The following is a 15,297-nucleotide window of genomic DNA, read 5'->3' on the forward strand; positions in this document are numbered from 1 at the left end:
AGGGATGAGCAATTTCGAAAAGGCCGCTGATGGCGCGAAAATGGATTTTTCGCAAGATATGTCCTATACGGATTATCTGGGCCTTGATCCGATCCTGAACGCGCAACATCCCCTGTCGGATGCCCATGACGAGATGTTGTTTATCATCCAGCACCAGACATCTGAATTGTGGATGCGGCTGGCGCTTCACGAGCTTGAGGCGGCGCGGCGCGCGATGCAGTCGGGCGAATTGCCCACCGCGTTCAAGATGCTGACGCGGGTGGCGCGGATATTTGAACAGTTGAACTCGGCTTGGGATGTCCTGCGCACGATGACGCCCAGCGAATACACGGCCTTTCGTCCCAGCCTTGGTAATTCGTCCGGCTTTCAGTCACACCAGTACCGTTTGATCGAATTTTTGCTGGGTAATCGCAATCAGGCGCTTATGAAGCTGCACAAACACCGCGCCGCTGCTTTTGCGCGGTTGGAGGCGGAGCTGGCGCAGCCCAGTCTGTATCAGGTGGCGATTTCACTACTGTGCACGCGGTTTGGCCATGCGCCACTGGCGGGTGATCCCGGACAGAGCGACTGGACGGCCGACACCGCCGTGCAGGATTTGTGGCAGCGCGTCTATGAAGACCCGCGCGCGCATTGGGATTTGTATGAACTTGCGGAAAAGCTGGTTGATCTGGAGGATTATTTCCGGCGCTGGCGGTTCAATCATGTCACAACGGTTGAGCGGATTATCGGATTCAAACGGGGTACCGGAGGTACTGCGGGCGTAGCATATTTGCGCAAGATGCTCGAGGTCGAGCTTTTTCCCGAATTATGGAATGTAAGAGGAGCGTTGTAAGTGGCTGACATATTGAGAAAAGAATCATTCGTTCTCCCTGAGGGAGTAATCTATCTCGATGGTAACTCCCTTGGCCCGATGCCAAAAGCAGTAGCTGCAAGGGTGCAGGGCATGCTGACTGACGAGTGGGGTGAAATGCTTATCCGTGGCTGGAACGCAGCGGGCTGGATGGATCAGCCCAGCCGCGTAGGCCAACAGGTTGCGCGGATTGTGGGCGCCGAGGCCGGATCGGTTGTGATGGGTGATACGCTCTCGCTCAAAGTGTTTCAGGCGCTGGCAGCCGCAGTCAAAATGGTGCCGGATCGCCGTGTTATTCTGAGCGATACGGGCAATTTCCCGTCCGATCTGTATATGGCCGAAGGTTTGGTTGGTCTGCTGGAGCAGGGGTACGAGTTGCGCACCGTTGCGCCGGAAGAAGTGCTGGATGCCATTGATGAAAGCATCGCCGTGGTGATGCTGACGCAGGTTGATTACCGCACGGGCCGTATGCACGATATGAACGAGCTGACCAAAGCTGCACACGCCAAAGGTGCGGTCATGCTGTGGGATCTGGCGCATTCGGCGGGCGCTGTCGAAGTTGATCTGGCCGGATCGAATTGCGAATTCGCCATTGGCTGTACCTACAAGTATCTCAATGGGGGCCCGGGGGCGCCTGCGTTTATCTATGTGCGTCCCGATCTGGTTGATACAATTCAGCCTGCGCTGAGCGGCTGGTTGGGTCATCGCCAGCCCTTTGCGTTTGATCTGAATTACAAGGCAGGCGAGGGGATCGAGCGGATGCGCGTTGGCACGCCGCCGGTTATCCAGTTGACCGCGCTGGAAGTCGCAATGGACCTTTGGGCAGATGTGGATATGGCGCAATTGCGTGCCGCCTCTGTTGAGTTGCAAGAACAATTCATCGCCGAGATCGAGCGGGATGTACCTGCGCTGACCCTTGCAAGCCCCCGCGACAGTTCTGTGCGTGGCTCGCAAGTGTCTTTCCGTTTCCACGAAGGCTACGCCGCGATGCAGGCCGTGATTGAGCGCGGCGTCATCGGCGATTTCCGCGCGCCCGATATTATGCGATTTGGATTTACGCCCCTGTATCTGGATAGTGGAGATATCAGTGCGGCTGTCGCGATTATCGCTGATGTGATGAACAACAATCTTTGGGATCAGGATAAATACAAGGTGAGATCAAAGGTTACTTGATTTATCAATTACTTAGCGTAGGTTTTTCATCTGTTGGATTAACGCATCGGGGATCGTTAAGATCAGATATCTTCTTGTTTTTATTCAATGGTATATCGGGTGATCTTAAACGAATTTGATCACCGATATGTGCCTGCAAATTAGCGAGGTTGACGTGTCAGCAGCGGCGCGACGACAGCGCTCAGCGCGAATAGGATTGCGGCGGCGGTCACGATACTTGGGCCGGCTGGGGTGTCAAAGGTGAACGCGCCGGCCAGACCACCCAACGCGGCAAAGCTGCCCACGGCCACGGCATAGGCGGCCATTGCTTCGGGGGTGCGCGAGAACGGACGCGCGGTGGCGGCAGGGATCACCAGCATCGCAGCAATCAAAAGCGCGCCCACAACCTTGATCGCAACGGCAACCGTGATGGCCAATGCAAGCGTCAGGATCAGTTGTTCACGCTTTGGTGCAATGCCGCTGGCAGTGGCAAGGTCGGGCGACAGTGTGGAGGTCAGCAGCGCCTGCCAGCGCCAGACCAGCAGCGCCAGCACCAATCCCGCCCCCGTCCAGATCACCACCAGATCAGCCACCGTAACAGCAAGGATTTCGCCGAACAGATAGCTTTCCAGATTGACGCGCACACCGTCGATCAATGATACCGCGACAAGCCCCAGCGCCAGCGCCGCATGTGCAAGAACGCCCAGCAGGGCATCTGTGCCGACCTGACGTTCTGCGAGGGTGCTGATGACCAGCGCCATTGCCAGTGCCACGCCAAGTACGCCAGCAAAGACCGGCAGGTCGGTGGCCAGCGCCAGTGCTACCCCAAGGATTGCAGCGTGGCTGGTTGCATCGCCGAAATAGGCCATCCGCCGCCAGACCACAAAACACCCCAGAGGGGCCGCAGCCAGCGCCACACCCAGCCCGGCGAGCGCCGCGCGTATAATGAAATCGTCCAGCATTATCGGGCATCCTCGTGCGGGTGGTCGTGATCATGATCGTGGTGGTGATGGTCGTGGTCATGGCGGTAAAGCGCCAGCGCGCCTTGTGTGCCGGTGCCGAACAAGGCGCGATACTCCGGCGCGTCTGCCACAACCTGCGGCGTGCCTTCGCAGCAGACATGGCCGTTCAGGCACAGCACGCGGTCCGATGCGGCCATAACGACATGCAGATCGTGGCTGACCATCAGAACAGCGCAGCCGTGGGTTTGGCGCACGGTTTCGATCTGTTGGTAAAATCGCGCCGCACCGGGCTGGTCAAGACCTTGAGTCGCTTCATCAAGGATCAGGATATCGGGCGATTGCAGCAGCGCACGGGCCAGCAGAACACGCTGGAACTGTCCACCAGACAGCGCGCCCAGCTGCCGCTGCGCCAGTTCCGGCACACCGGCATCACTCAGCGCCCCAAGGGCCGTGTCGGCGGGCACGCGCGCAGGAAGGTTCAGAAATCGCGCCACGGTCAGGGGCAGGGTGGTATCGATCGCCAACGCCTGCGGCACATATCCGATACGCAAACCGTCCGCGCGAATAACCTGACCCGTGACAGGCCGGATTGCCCCGATCAACGCGCGTAACAGGGACGATTTGCCGGATCCGTTCGGCCCCACAATCGTTACGATTTCACCGCGCGATATAGAAATATTCACATCGCGTAGCACAGTGCGCCCGCCGTACGCCAGCTCCAGATTGCGGGTTTCGATCAACGCCATCAGGCGGCCTCGCCCACGCAGTCGGGGCATAGCCCGGTGGCCTCGACAACCGTGCGCTCAATCACGAATCCCGCAGCGCGGGCAGCATCCCCCAAACGGCCCTTTGCCGGTGCCGTGTCGGCCTCTGCCACGCTCTGGCAGTTGCGGCAGATCAGAAAAGCCGGCGCGTGATCCTGTCCGGGATGCACACAGGCCGTGTAGGCGTTCAGGGCTTCGATCTTGTGGGCAAACCCGGCCTTCACCAGAAAATCTAGCGCGCGGTAGGCAACGGGGGGCTGCGTGCCCAACCCTTCGGCAGCAAGATGTTTCAGCACGTCATACGCCCCCAACGCGCGATGCTCTGCCAGCAGTATTTCAAGCGTGCGGCGGCGCACAGGTGTCAGGCGCAGACCAAGCGCCGTGCAATGGTCCTGTGCCTGTGCCAACATCGTGGACATGCAAACGCTGTGATTTTGGCATTGAAAGCCGATAGGGCCGGACATGGTGCAGAACCTTTGCTTTGGCGAATTTTTCGTATTGATATGTTATAACATCCGGTCTAGCAAGAGCCGCATCAGAGCCTGAAGGGATTTATTTTATGCGCCGCCTGTTTGCCATCCTGCTACTTTTGTCATCCCCCGCTGCCGCGCGTGCAGCCCCCGAAGTAGTTGTAGATATCGCCCCGATACGCGCGTTGGTTGCGCAGATCATGGAAGGTGTGGGGGAGCCTGCGCAGATAATTCCGACAGGGTCGTCACCGCACGATTACGCCATGCGCCCGTCAGAAGCGCGCGCTTTGCGCAACGCCGATCTGGTAATCTGGGTTGGTCCCGCGCTGACCCACTGGCTCGAAGAGCCGCTGGACAGTCTGGCGGGAGATGCCGGGCGTATGACGCTGATGTCATTGCCGCTGACTCATAAACTTCCTCTGCGCGAGGCTGATACAGACGCGCATGATCATTCGCACAGCCATGAACATGAAGGCGATACTGATCCGCATGGCTGGCTGTCACCCCTAAACGCCGCTGTCTGGGCCGAAGCTGTGGCGGAAAAGCTGGCGCAGATCGATCCGGAAAATGCACAGATTTATGCTGCAAACTGGCAGACCTTGCGCGGCGAGCTTGCCGCGCTGGTGCGCGAACTCGACGCGCTTTTCCTCCCTTACCGCGAAACCCCGTTCATTGTGTTACATGACAGTTTTCACTATTTCGAAGCGGCATTCGATATCGAAGCGCAGGCGTCCATCATCCCCGCTGACGGGAGTAGCCCGGGCCCCGCGCGCCTGAAAGCATTGCGCGATGATCTGGCCGAGCATCCCGTCGTTTGTGCCTTCACCGCGCCGCAGGAAAATGACGCGCTGCTGCGTACAGCGCTGGCAGAGCAAGGGACGCATATAGCCGTGTTGGACCCGATGGGGGATGGCGAAATGTCGTACGCCACGCTGATGCGCCGTTTCGCCGATGACATGGTGTCGTGTTTGGCAAAAGGGACGCGCTGATCAGCGTGCAAATCGATCCAGCAGATCGGGGATGTGTTTGCGAAACTTGAAGAAACCGGCAGTGGCGTGGGGCCATGCGGCTGTGTCGATGTCGCGCCTGATCTGCGTGAGCGGCGCACTATCGGACCCGCGCAGGTGCGCCAAAGCTGCCGGCGTTGTCCCTACAGGGGCATAGGGTGTGATGATTTGGTCAAGCGCATTGTCGCGCGCCCAGTCAATCACACCCTCGGGTGTGTCGGTAAAATGCGCCATCGGCGCGATATCGCGCGCAAGGTCGCGGCGGAACGCGGTGACCTTGGCGGCCATATTCCACGGGCTTTGTGCTGCTTCGGTTGAGAGATACGCGGTGGAGACGGGCGTGATTTTCATTTTTGCCAGGAAAGGCGCGCCCAGATCATCGGAGTGCAGCAAAAGCCCGACACGCGCATCGGGCGCGCCTGAATAGGGCGCGATCGCGGGAACGGGCTGGCGTTCGGGCAAAGGGGGCGCATCGAGCGGATCAGCGCGGGTGGCCAGCCCCCGCACATCTGTAAATCTGCCGTCCGTGAATTTTTCGATGTTTGACGGATCGGCAAGGTAGGTTTTGCCCTGTGTCTGTATCCCCGCCACCCACCGCCAGCTAAGCGTATTTACAGCGGCATCACCGTCCAGCAGATGACGCAAAAAGAAATCCGCGCCCAATTGCCACGGCAGTTTCAATGTAAAAATCCAGATTGATGCGAACCACATGCGCGCGTGGTTATGCAGATATCCGGTTTCTACCAGTTCATTTGCCCAGTGATCAAAGGGAGCAATACCGGTATCGCCCAGACAGGCGGCTTCCCATTTTTGGCGCAGGCCTGATTGTGTTTGCACCGCGTTGTGCAGACGCGTGAGATCGGCGCGGTACTGTGCCCACACCGCAGGCCGCTGCTCCATCCAGCCTTTCCAATAGGTACGCCACCAGACCTCTGCCAGAAACTTGTCGGCGCTGCGCGCATCATTCTGCGCCAGAACCGCGCGGGAGACATCGGCCTCGTCCAGGATCTTCATCCGCAGATAGGGCGACAACCGGGAAACATGATTATGCGCGCCGCTGCCAAGATCGTAATTGCGCAGACGGGTATAATTTGAGACTGCATCTGGCGCGAAATCGGCCAAACGGGCGGTTGCAAACATGGCGTTGGGCGGGAAGATTAAGGAGGATCTATTCATCCCGTGCAAACTAGGGCAGGGCGGACGCTGTTCAACTTGGGGCAGATCGGCTGTCAGCCCCCCTTGAAGCTCCCCAGTCACGCGACTAATCTTGTGTAAACACTTGTGCGGGTATTGTCCCGCGCATCCCCATTAAAGGCAGAGCACATGCAAGATCCCGTCGAGACGTATATGAACCTTGTTCCCATGGTTGTGGAGCAGACAAGCCGTGGCGAACGCGCCTATGACATCTTCTCGCGTCTTCTGAAGGAACGTATTATTTTCGTAAACGGCCCGGTGCATGATGGCATGTCACAGCTGATCGTGGCCCAGTTGTTGCACCTTGAGTCGGAAAACCCGTCCAAGGAAATCTCGATGTACATCAACAGCCCCGGCGGCGTGGTGACGTCCGGTCTGTCGATTTACGATACCATGCAATACATCCGCCCCAAGGTTTCCACGCTGGTGATCGGGCAGGCGGCCTCTATGGGCTCGCTGTTGCTGACGGCGGGTGAACATGGGATGCGCTTTTCTCTGCCCAACTCGCGGGTGATGGTGCACCAGCCTTCTGGCGGATATCAGGGGCAGGCCACGGATATCATGATCCACGCGCAGGAAACCCAGAAGCTAAAAACACGCCTGAACGAAATTTACGTCAAACACACCGGAAACTCCCTCAAAGACGTAGAGGCGGCGCTGGAGCGCGACAACTTCATGTCGCCCGAAGAAGCCAAAGACTGGGGTTTGATCGACGAGATCGTTGAAAATCGTGGCAAACAGGACGACAAGGACGCGCCCAAGAAGGGCAAGTAAGACACAACGTCACGCTGCGCGCTTTTCGCGATTGCAGGACCGCGGAGCGTGACTTAGACTTACCGGCAAATACAATTTCGTGCTGCCTGTTTGTAGGCGGCCAAACCTACGCTCTAGATCTGAAAGGGCTCACATGGCCAATTCAACCACCGGCGACAGCAAAAACACCCTCTACTGCAGTTTTTGCGGGAAAAGCCAGCATGAGGTGCGTAAGCTGATTGCTGGACCAACCGTGTTCATCTGTGACGAGTGTGTTGAACTTTGCATGGATATTATCCGCGAAGAGACAAAGGCATCGGGCCTTAAGGCCACTGACGGCGTGCCGACACCAAAAGACATCTGCGATGTTCTGGACGATTATGTGATCGGTCAGGCAATGGCGAAACGTGTGCTGTCTGTTGCGGTTCACAACCACTACAAACGTCTTAATCACGCCCAAAAGGGCGGCGACATCGAACTGGCAAAATCCAACATCCTGCTGATGGGCCCCACGGGCTGCGGCAAGACGTTGCTGGCACAAACGCTGGCACGGATTCTGGATGTGCCGTTCACCATGGCTGATGCAACCACACTGACCGAAGCGGGATATGTTGGGGAAGATGTCGAAAACATCATTCTCAAACTGCTTCAGGCGTCCGAGTACAACGTCGAACGCGCACAGCGCGGGATCGTCTACATTGACGAAGTTGATAAAATCACCCGCAAATCGGAGAACCCTTCGATCACGCGTGACGTATCGGGTGAGGGCGTGCAGCAGGCGTTGCTCAAGCTGATGGAAGGCACTGTTGCCTCTGTACCGCCACAGGGCGGGCGCAAGCATCCGCAGCAGGAGTTTCTGCAAGTGGATACCACGAACATCCTGTTCATCTGTGGTGGTGCGTTTGCGGGTCTGGACAAAATCATCGCGGCGCGCGGTAAGGGTTCGGCGATGGGCTTTGGCGCGGATGTCCGTGATCAGGATGCACGCGGCATCGGCGAGATTTTTACCGATCTGGAGCCTGAGGATCTGCTGAAATTCGGATTGATTCCCGAATTCGTGGGCCGTCTGCCTGTTTTGGCGACCCTCGAAGACCTTGACGAAGATGCGCTGGTTACAATCCTTACCCAGCCCAAAAACGCTTTGGTCAAACAGTACCAGCGCCTGTTCGAGCTTGAGGATACGCAGCTTACGTTTACCGATGACGCGCTTGTGGCGATTGCCAAACGCGCCATCCAGCGCAAGACCGGCGCGCGCGGGCTGCGCTCTATACTTGAAGATATCCTGCTGGATACAATGTTCGATCTGCCCGGTCTGGACACGGTGACGGAGGTGGTCGTGAACGAAGAGGCGGTGACATCCGATGCCAAGCCATTGATGATCCACGCCGACGCAGAAAAAGAGAAAGAGCCGGCTTCTGCAGGCTAACATACGGATAGATTTGTCCAAAAGGGCGGGCCAGTTGGTCTGCCCTTTTCTTTTGTTATGAAGGAACTTGTTATGATGCGTATTTCATCCGGCGGGGAGTTCGAAGCGAAGATCGGTTATTGTCGCGCTGTTGTTGCTGGTGGTTTTGTGCATGTGGCGGGCACCTGTGGTCAGGGCACCGACGTGGTTGCGCAATGCCGCGATGCGCTGCGTATTATCAGCAACGCGCTGGAGGAAGCAGGGGCAGGTTTTAAAGATGTGGTGCGCGTGACCTACATGCTGGCTGACCGTGCAGAATTTGAACCGTGCTGGCCCGTTCTAGCAGAGGCATTTGGCGAAAATCCGCCCGCTGCGACGATGATCGAATGTGGACTGATCGACCCGAAATTCCGGATCGAGATCGAAGTGACGGCGCTCGCGCCAACTGGCTGATGCGCAGGGGCAGATAAACAGTTGTGGTAACAGGACCGCTGGACCTTTGGCGTTTTTTTGACCATAAGCACAGTAGATAGCAGGAGTCTCCCATGGGTATTGTAAGCAAAATCCTGAGCGCGTTCACATGGTGGAACGGTCAAACGCTCAACACGCAGTTTTTCACGTGGCGCAAAGGTGAAAAAGTGGGCGAGGATGCGCAGGGCAACATTTATTACCGCAATGCCGATGATAGCAAACGCTGGGTGATCTTTAACGGCGAGATCGAGGCGAGCCGTATTAATCCCGACTGGCATGGCTGGTTGCACCGCACCTTTGATGCCCCTCCGACGGAAAAGCCGCTGATCCATAAGGAATGGCAGAAACCGCATCAGGAAAACCTGACAGGTACGGTTCTGGCCTATGCGCCTGCGGGGTCAATCCGTCGCGAACATCCGGCAGATCGCAGCGATTATGAGGCGTGGAGCCCCAAGTGATGCGCAAACTGGCCCTGATGATGGCCCTATGCGCCACCACCGCCCTGGCCGAGCCGACAAGCAACGGGCAGGGCGCTGTGCTGCGCGCGCTGGACAAAACCTCAGGGACAACCACCGATCTGACCGTGAGAAACGGCCAAATCGCAAGCTTGGGGCGATTGCAGATCGTTCTGAACGAATGCCGCTATCCGCAGGGCAACCCCTCTGGCGATGCATTTGCGGCATTAGAAGTGTCCGAAACAGGGCATGCGGGCACGGTATTTACCGGCTGGATGATTGCATCTGCACCCGCGCTGAACGCAATGGAACATCAGCGCTATGACATCTGGGTGATGCGCTGTATCACCTCCTGAGGTGAGCTATCGGCGGCTGCTGTAAAGGACGCGCGCTGCGTTTTGGCAGCAGCGAGCCTTGAGTGATATTCTGCGCGGCTGATCTCCACCGCGCCCAGTGATGCCAGATGATCGGTGATGAACTGGGTGTCAAACAGGGTGAAACCGCCCTGCGTCAGACGATCCACCAGACAGGCCAGCGCGATTTTTGAGGCGTTGGTACGCCGCGAGAACATGCTTTCCCCGAAAAATGCCGCCCCCAGCACCACGCCATAAACGCCGCCAACCAGCGCATCCTTTTCCCAGACCTCAAGAGAGTGTGCCTGTCCGCAGGCGTGCAGCGCGTTGTATAGTGCGCGAATTTCGCCATTGATCCAAGTATCTTCACGGTCGGCGCAGCCATCGACCACGCCTTCAAAACTGCGATTGATTGTGATGGTCCAGTCACTGCGCCGCATGGCCCGTCGCAGTGAACGGGACGCGTGAAACCCGTCAAGCGGCAGTACGCCGCGCCTGTGCGGATCGACCCAGAAAATCTCTGGATCGTTCCTCGATTCGCTCATCGGGAAGATACCGACACTATATCCGTGCAGCAAAAGCTCCGGTGTCAGTTCGCCCATGAGGCTCAGGCATCCCCGAGATTTGTTTCCAGCCAATGTTCAAGCCAGTGGATATTGTAGTTGCCCGAGTGGATGTCTTCCTCTTGCAGCAGCGCGTGGAACAGCGGCACGGTTGTATCCACTCCGTCCACGATCAACTCGCCAAGGGCGCGGTTCAGACGGGCAATCGCTTCGGGGCGGTCACGGCCATGCACAATCAGCTTGCCGATCAGACTGTCGTAGTAGGGCGGAATTTTATAGCCGTCATAAAGCGCGCTATCCATCCGCACCCCAAGCCCGCCGGGCGCATGATACTGCGTGATCTTACCGGGACAGGGGGCGAAATTGGGCAGTTTTTCCGCGTTGATCCGCACTTCGATGGCGTGGCCGTTGATGGTCAGGTCATCCTGTGTGAACGACATCGGCAGCCCCTCGGCGACGCGGATCTGCTCACGCACCAGATCGACGCCAAAGATCGCTTCGGTGACCGGGTGTTCCACTTGCAAACGCGTGTTCATCTCGATGAAATAGAACTCACCGTTTTCATACAGAAATTCGATGGTGCCAGCGCCGATATAGTTGATGTTGGCCACAGCATCGGCACATACCTTACCGATGCGCGCACGCTCTTCAGCAGTGATGGAGGGTCCGGGCGCTTCTTCGAACACCTTCTGGTGGCGGCGCTGAAGCGAGCAGTCCCGCTCACCCAGATGCACGGCGCGGCCCTTGCCATCACCAAACACCTGAATTTCGATGTGGCGCGGCGTGGTCAGATATTTCTCGATATACACTTCGTCATTGCCAAAGTTCGATTTCCCCTCGGCGCGCGCGGTCTGATATGCTCTTTCCATGTCTTTGGCGGTCTGGGCAACTTTCATGCCTTTGCCACCACCACCGGCAGTGGCTTTGATAATCACCGGATAACCGATTTCCTCACCAATGCGCTTGGCGTCATCCAGCGTGGCGACACCCCCGTCAGAGCCGGGAACACAGGGCACACCCAGCGCCTTCATGGTATCCTTGGCGGTAATCTTGTCGCCCATGATGCGGATGTGTTCGGCTGTGGGGCCGATAAACGTCAGGCCGTGATCTTCGAGAATCTGCACAAAACCGGCATTTTCCGACAAAAAGCCGTAGCCTGGGTGGATCGCCTCGGCACCGGTGATTTCACAGGCGGCCACAATGGCGGGGATAGACAGGTAAGATTGCTGCGAGGACGGCGGCCCGATGCATACGCTTTCGTCTGCCATACGCACATGCATCGCGTCACTGTCGGCGGTCGAGTGGACAGCAACAGATGCAATGCCCATTTCGCGCGCGGCACGGATAACACGCAGCGCAATTTCACCGCGATTGGCGATAAGGATTTTCTTGAACACGGGCTGACCCTCCTTATTCGAGGATCACAAGCGGGGAGCCGAATTCGACGGCGGCCCCGTCTTCGACCAGAATACGTTTTACTGTGCCTGCGCGTGGTGCGGGTATGTGGTTCATGGTTTTCATGGCTTCCACAATCAGCAGCGTATCCCCTTCGGAAACCTGCGTCCCGACAGCGACAAATGCGGCTGCACCCGGTTCGGGGGCTGTATAAACAGTGCCAACCATGGGGGAGGTCACGGCGCCGGGATCGGCGGAAGGATCGGCGTTTGCCGCTTCGGATGGGGCTGCAGCAGCAGGGGCCGCGATGGATGCTGCTGGCGCAGGAGCAGCCTGCATTGCCTGTGGTGCCATGATCTGTTGCGGCGGCTTGCGGGACACACGCACATTCAGGCTATCGTCCTCTGCATAGTCGCGTTTGACCTGCAATTCCGTCAGATCATTTTCGTTCAGAAGTTCTGCCAAAGCGCGGATAAATGCGACGTCGGCGTCATGTGTATTTTTAGTCATAAAATTCCTCGACCATTGCGAAGGGGCGGTTTTACCATGCTCTTTGAGGGGGCTTATATGGCATGGACAGTGGCAAGGAAAGGCGCGACTTTAACACCGGGTTGACGAAAATGGAGGTTCCGCAATGAACATCGCACACTGGCTGGCACGGCGCGCAACAGCACAGCCCCAAAAAGCGGCGTTGTTTCACGGTGCGAAAGCCGTCAGCGACTATGGCACGTTTCATGCCGATGCCTGCCGGATTGCCGCAGGGCTGACAGCGCGCGGAGTGTCGTGCGGGGACCGTGTGGGCATCTTTATGGACAACCACCCCGATTGGGTGCTGGCCCTCTACGGTATTCTTTATGCCGGCGCGGCGGTGGTGCCGGTCAACGCCAAGTTACACGGACGCGAAGCGGCGTTCGTTCTGGCCGACAGTGGTGCCGTCCTCTGCCTGACCGATGCGCGCCATGAATCGGCGCTGGAGGCTGAAAATGCGCCCTGCCGGTGCGCGCCGCCCCGCGCGTTGTTGGGAGAGGACGCGCAGGAGATTGTTCACCGCCGTCCCGACGATCTGGCGTGGTTGTTCTATACTTCCGGCACCACAGGCGCGCCCAAGGGGGTGATGATCACCCATGAAATGATTCAGGCAATGACGCTGAGCTACAGTATCGATGTCGACAGTGTAACGGGCGAGGATGCGGCGCTCTATGCGGCACCGTTCAGCCATGGGGCGGGATTGTATAACTTTATTCACGTTCTGGCGGGCGCGCGCCACGTTTTTCCAACCTCGGGCGGTTTCGATGTGCCGGAAATCCTTGACCTGGCAGAGGAGTTGGGCCGTTGCCACATGTTTGCCGCCCCGACGATGGTTAAACGTCTGACAGATGGCGCTGTTGTCGCGCAGCGCAGCGGCACGGGTTTGCGCACTATCGTTTATGCAGGCGGGCCGATGTACACCGCCGACATCATTGCGGCGGTCGATCATTTCGGACCTGTATTCGTGCAGATCTATGGGCAGGGCGAATGCCCAATGGCAATTACCGCGCTGTCACGCGCCGATGTTGCAGACCGGACGCATCCCGATTGGCGGCAGCGCCTTGGCTCTGTCGGGCGGGCGCAATCGGTGGTGGAGGTGCAGATCGGTGATGAAAACGGCATGCCGCTGCCCGCAGGGCAGGCGGGCGAAATCATGGTGCGCGGCGCACCTGTGATGCCGGGATACTGGAACAACCCCGAAGCAAGCGCCAAGACACTGCTGAACGGCTGGCTTATGACCGGTGACATCGGCCATCTGGATGCTGCGGAATACCTGACGCTGCAAGACCGCTCGAAAGATGTGATCATCACCGGTGGATCAAATGTTTATCCCCGCGAGGTGGAGGAAGTGTTGCTGCGTCATCCGCAACTGCAAGAGGTGTCGGTGGTCGGAACCCCCCACGCAGAGTGGGGCGAGGAGATTGTTGCTTTTGTCGTCGGCGATGCGCCGGACGATGCACTGGATGCGCTGTGTCTGGAAAACATCGCGCGCTTCAAGCGGCCCAAACGGTATATCCGGCTGGATGCACTGCCAAAAAACAACTACGGGAAGGTTTTGAAAACAGAACTGCGCAAGCAGTTGGCCGACCCGCACGGACAGCCACCCGCCCCGTAGGGCAGGTGGTATGGCGTCGATTTAACCAATTTCGTAGAAGTCGTTGATCAGGTTGAAGGCATCTTCATCAAGATCCCCGGCTGTAACATTGCGAACCGTCAGGATCGAACCGCGGTCTATGATGGTGCCGTCCGTCGTGCCGTTAAACAGCGCGCTGAGGTCGATCACCGCGTGATCGCCGGTAAAGCTGGTGTTCGCAATCAAATCGGCATAGCTGATGCTGCCCCAGCCCGGACCATAGATATCAATACGGTCGCCTTCGCTGAAGTCGCGAATGTCATCGCGGCCGGAATAGCCCGAGAACACAAACACATCCGCGCCCGTGCCGCCAAACATGGTGTCGTGCCCTGCACCACCTTCCAGCGTGTCAGAGCCTGCGTTGCCAACCAGACGATCATTGCCCGACCCGCCAAAAAGGTCATCGTCGCCGATGCCGCCCATCAGCTTGTCGTTACCCTGTCCGGCATAGATTACGTCATTTCCGGATGAACCATAAAGCACGTCGTTCTGGCTGCCGCCGTCGATGAAGTCGTCACCGTCGCCGCCGAAGATTTTATCGTTGCCCTGACCGCCGAATAAACTGTCATCGCCACTCTGACCGAACAGCTGGTCGCGGCCTGCGCGGCCTTCGATGGTGTCATTATCGGCCCCACCGAAGAAGCGGTCATCGGCATCGCCACCAGTAATTTCATCATCACCGTCGCCGCCGTGTATATTCCCTGCAACGCCCACTGCGAACAGGCCGTTATCGAAGGTGCCGCCAACAGAATAGGTGTCGTTGCCAGCCCCCAGAAAAACATCATTCAGGATACCGGTGTTCAGCACGGTGTCATTTCCGTCACCCATAAAAACGCCGCCCGTGATTGTGCCAACCGTTACAGGGCCGCCATCGATGCCGGGGATGATCTGGTTGACCAGCAAATCGTTGCCGCTGCCCAATATCAGTTTCCCCTCGATCAGACCGCTGTTGAAAAAACTGTCCCAACCATTTCCAAAACGCGCGTCGCCAAAAATATCGCCGTCATTTGAAAAATTGCGCCCGCCATTACCGAGCAGGGATACGGCAAACGGTGTGCCGGCCACTTTGGTAATTTCTCCGCCCAACACGTTGGATACTTCAATTCCCGCGTCGCTATTTGCGCTTAGGGTTCCGGCAATTGCTCCGCTGTTGGTAATCGCACCGCCAAAGACAGAAAAGTCGAAACCGGCGAGCGTTTGTGTGCTGAAATTTTCGCCTTCGTAGCCGTTGGTTTCTTCATTGAATATAATTGGCATTCGTTCATCCCCAGGAAAAAGTATGGCCACATTTACGCCTTATTTTTTCAACGACATAGTAAATTCTGTTTTTGTTTCCACTGGA

Annotated in this window: 17 protein-coding genes; 9 read left to right on the forward strand and 8 right to left on the reverse strand. The window is 57.7% G+C overall.

Annotated features, from left to right (window positions below; all coding sequences use genetic code 11):
• Window positions 1-4: 4 nt before the first annotated feature.
• Both OS189_RS01955 and kynU read left to right on the forward strand, forming a co-directional pair.
• Window positions 5-832 carry a tryptophan 2,3-dioxygenase gene (locus tag OS189_RS01955; RefSeq protein WP_267165594.1) on the forward strand — a complete coding sequence of 276 codons (828 nt, stop codon included), beginning with the start codon at window positions 5-7 and terminating at the stop codon, window positions 830-832.
• Entirely contained in the window at window positions 833-2,023 is a 1,191-nt protein-coding gene (gene kynU / locus OS189_RS01960) for a kynureninase (RefSeq protein ID WP_267165595.1), read from the forward strand.
• A gap of 140 nt (window positions 2,024-2,163) precedes the next feature.
• Here kynU and OS189_RS01965 read toward each other — a convergent pair whose 3' ends face one another.
• Genes OS189_RS01965 through OS189_RS01975 form a run of 3 tightly spaced genes read right to left on the reverse strand, consistent with a single transcriptional unit; the run spans window position 2,164 to window position 4,147 of the window.
• On the reverse strand, window positions 2,164-2,964 hold the full coding sequence (locus OS189_RS01965) for a metal ABC transporter permease (protein WP_267165596.1): 801 nt from the start codon (window positions 2,962-2,964) through the stop codon (window positions 2,164-2,166).
• A complete protein-coding gene (locus OS189_RS01970) occupies window positions 2,964-3,710 on the reverse strand; it encodes a metal ABC transporter ATP-binding protein (protein ID WP_267166051.1) in 747 nt (248 codons plus the stop codon). The genes OS189_RS01965 and OS189_RS01970 overlap by 1 nt, the downstream gene beginning before the upstream one ends.
• Window positions 3,710-4,147, reverse strand: a complete 438-nt coding sequence (locus tag OS189_RS01975) for a Fur family transcriptional regulator (RefSeq protein WP_267165597.1) — start codon at window positions 4,145-4,147, stop codon at window positions 3,710-3,712. The genes OS189_RS01970 and OS189_RS01975 overlap by 1 nt, the downstream gene beginning before the upstream one ends.
• Before the next feature lie 140 nt (window positions 4,148-4,287).
• Between OS189_RS01975 and OS189_RS01980 the strand changes: the two genes are divergently transcribed.
• A complete protein-coding gene (locus OS189_RS01980; RefSeq protein ID WP_267165598.1) occupies window positions 4,288-5,187 on the forward strand; it encodes a zinc ABC transporter substrate-binding protein in 900 nt (299 codons plus the stop codon).
• Here the strand turns inward: OS189_RS01980 and OS189_RS01985 are convergent, their stop codons facing one another.
• Complete coding sequence (locus OS189_RS01985; protein ID WP_267165599.1) at window positions 5,188-6,381, reverse strand: FAD-binding domain-containing protein; 1,194 nt, start codon at window positions 6,379-6,381, stop codon at window positions 5,188-5,190.
• 147 nt (window positions 6,382-6,528) lie between these two features.
• Here OS189_RS01985 and OS189_RS01990 point away from each other — a divergent pair, with 147 nt between their 5' ends.
• The 5 genes from OS189_RS01990 (at window position 6,529) to OS189_RS02010 (ending at window position 9,839) form a co-directional block, all read left to right on the forward strand.
• Window positions 6,529-7,173, forward strand: a complete 645-nt coding sequence (locus OS189_RS01990) for an ATP-dependent Clp protease proteolytic subunit (protein ID WP_267165600.1) — start codon at window positions 6,529-6,531, stop codon at window positions 7,171-7,173.
• Window positions 7,174-7,306: 133 nt separating this feature from the next.
• Complete coding sequence (gene clpX, locus OS189_RS01995; protein ID WP_267165601.1) at window positions 7,307-8,578, forward strand: ATP-dependent Clp protease ATP-binding subunit ClpX; 1,272 nt, start codon at window positions 7,307-7,309, stop codon at window positions 8,576-8,578.
• Between the two features lie 72 nt (window positions 8,579-8,650).
• Complete coding sequence (locus tag OS189_RS02000; RefSeq protein WP_267165602.1) at window positions 8,651-9,010, forward strand: RidA family protein; 360 nt, start codon at window positions 8,651-8,653, stop codon at window positions 9,008-9,010.
• Between the two features lie 92 nt (window positions 9,011-9,102).
• Window positions 9,103-9,486 carry an NADH:ubiquinone oxidoreductase subunit NDUFA12 gene (locus OS189_RS02005; RefSeq protein ID WP_267165603.1) on the forward strand — a complete coding sequence of 128 codons (384 nt, stop codon included), beginning with the start codon at window positions 9,103-9,105 and terminating at the stop codon, window positions 9,484-9,486.
• On the forward strand, window positions 9,486-9,839 hold the full coding sequence (locus OS189_RS02010) for a DUF2155 domain-containing protein (RefSeq protein ID WP_267165604.1): 354 nt from the start codon (window positions 9,486-9,488) through the stop codon (window positions 9,837-9,839). The genes OS189_RS02005 and OS189_RS02010 overlap by 1 nt, the downstream gene beginning before the upstream one ends.
• Here OS189_RS02010 and aat read toward each other — a convergent pair.
• Genes aat through accB form a run of 3 tightly spaced genes read right to left on the reverse strand, consistent with a single transcriptional unit; the run spans window position 9,803 to window position 12,304 of the window.
• Window positions 9,803-10,438, reverse strand: coding sequence for a leucyl/phenylalanyl-tRNA--protein transferase (gene aat / locus OS189_RS02015; RefSeq protein ID WP_267165605.1), 636 nt, complete (start codon window positions 10,436-10,438; stop codon window positions 9,803-9,805). The two genes, OS189_RS02010 and aat, sit on opposite strands and share 37 nt — an antisense overlap.
• A gap of 5 nt (window positions 10,439-10,443) precedes the next feature.
• Entirely contained in the window at window positions 10,444-11,796 is a 1,353-nt protein-coding gene (gene accC / locus OS189_RS02020; protein WP_267165606.1) for an acetyl-CoA carboxylase biotin carboxylase subunit, read from the reverse strand.
• A gap of 13 nt (window positions 11,797-11,809) precedes the next feature.
• Window positions 11,810-12,304: an acetyl-CoA carboxylase biotin carboxyl carrier protein gene (gene accB / locus OS189_RS02025; RefSeq protein WP_267165607.1), complete on the reverse strand. Its 495-nt coding sequence runs from the start codon at window positions 12,302-12,304 to the stop codon at window positions 11,810-11,812.
• Between the two features lie 124 nt (window positions 12,305-12,428).
• On the opposite strand from accB, the gene OS189_RS02030 reads away from it, so the two are divergent.
• On the forward strand, window positions 12,429-13,937 hold the full coding sequence (locus tag OS189_RS02030) for a class I adenylate-forming enzyme family protein (RefSeq protein ID WP_267165608.1): 1,509 nt from the start codon (window positions 12,429-12,431) through the stop codon (window positions 13,935-13,937).
• A 21-nt stretch (window positions 13,938-13,958) separates the two neighbouring features.
• On the opposite strand, the gene OS189_RS02035 is transcribed toward OS189_RS02030, so the two are convergent.
• On the reverse strand, window positions 13,959-15,212 hold the full coding sequence (locus tag OS189_RS02035) for a calcium-binding protein (protein ID WP_267165609.1): 1,254 nt from the start codon (window positions 15,210-15,212) through the stop codon (window positions 13,959-13,961).
• Between the last annotated feature and the right edge of the window lie 85 nt (window positions 15,213-15,297).

The organism is Sulfitobacter sp. F26169L, from assembly GCF_026410285.1.
GTDB lineage: Bacteria > Pseudomonadota > Alphaproteobacteria > Rhodobacterales > Rhodobacteraceae > Sulfitobacter.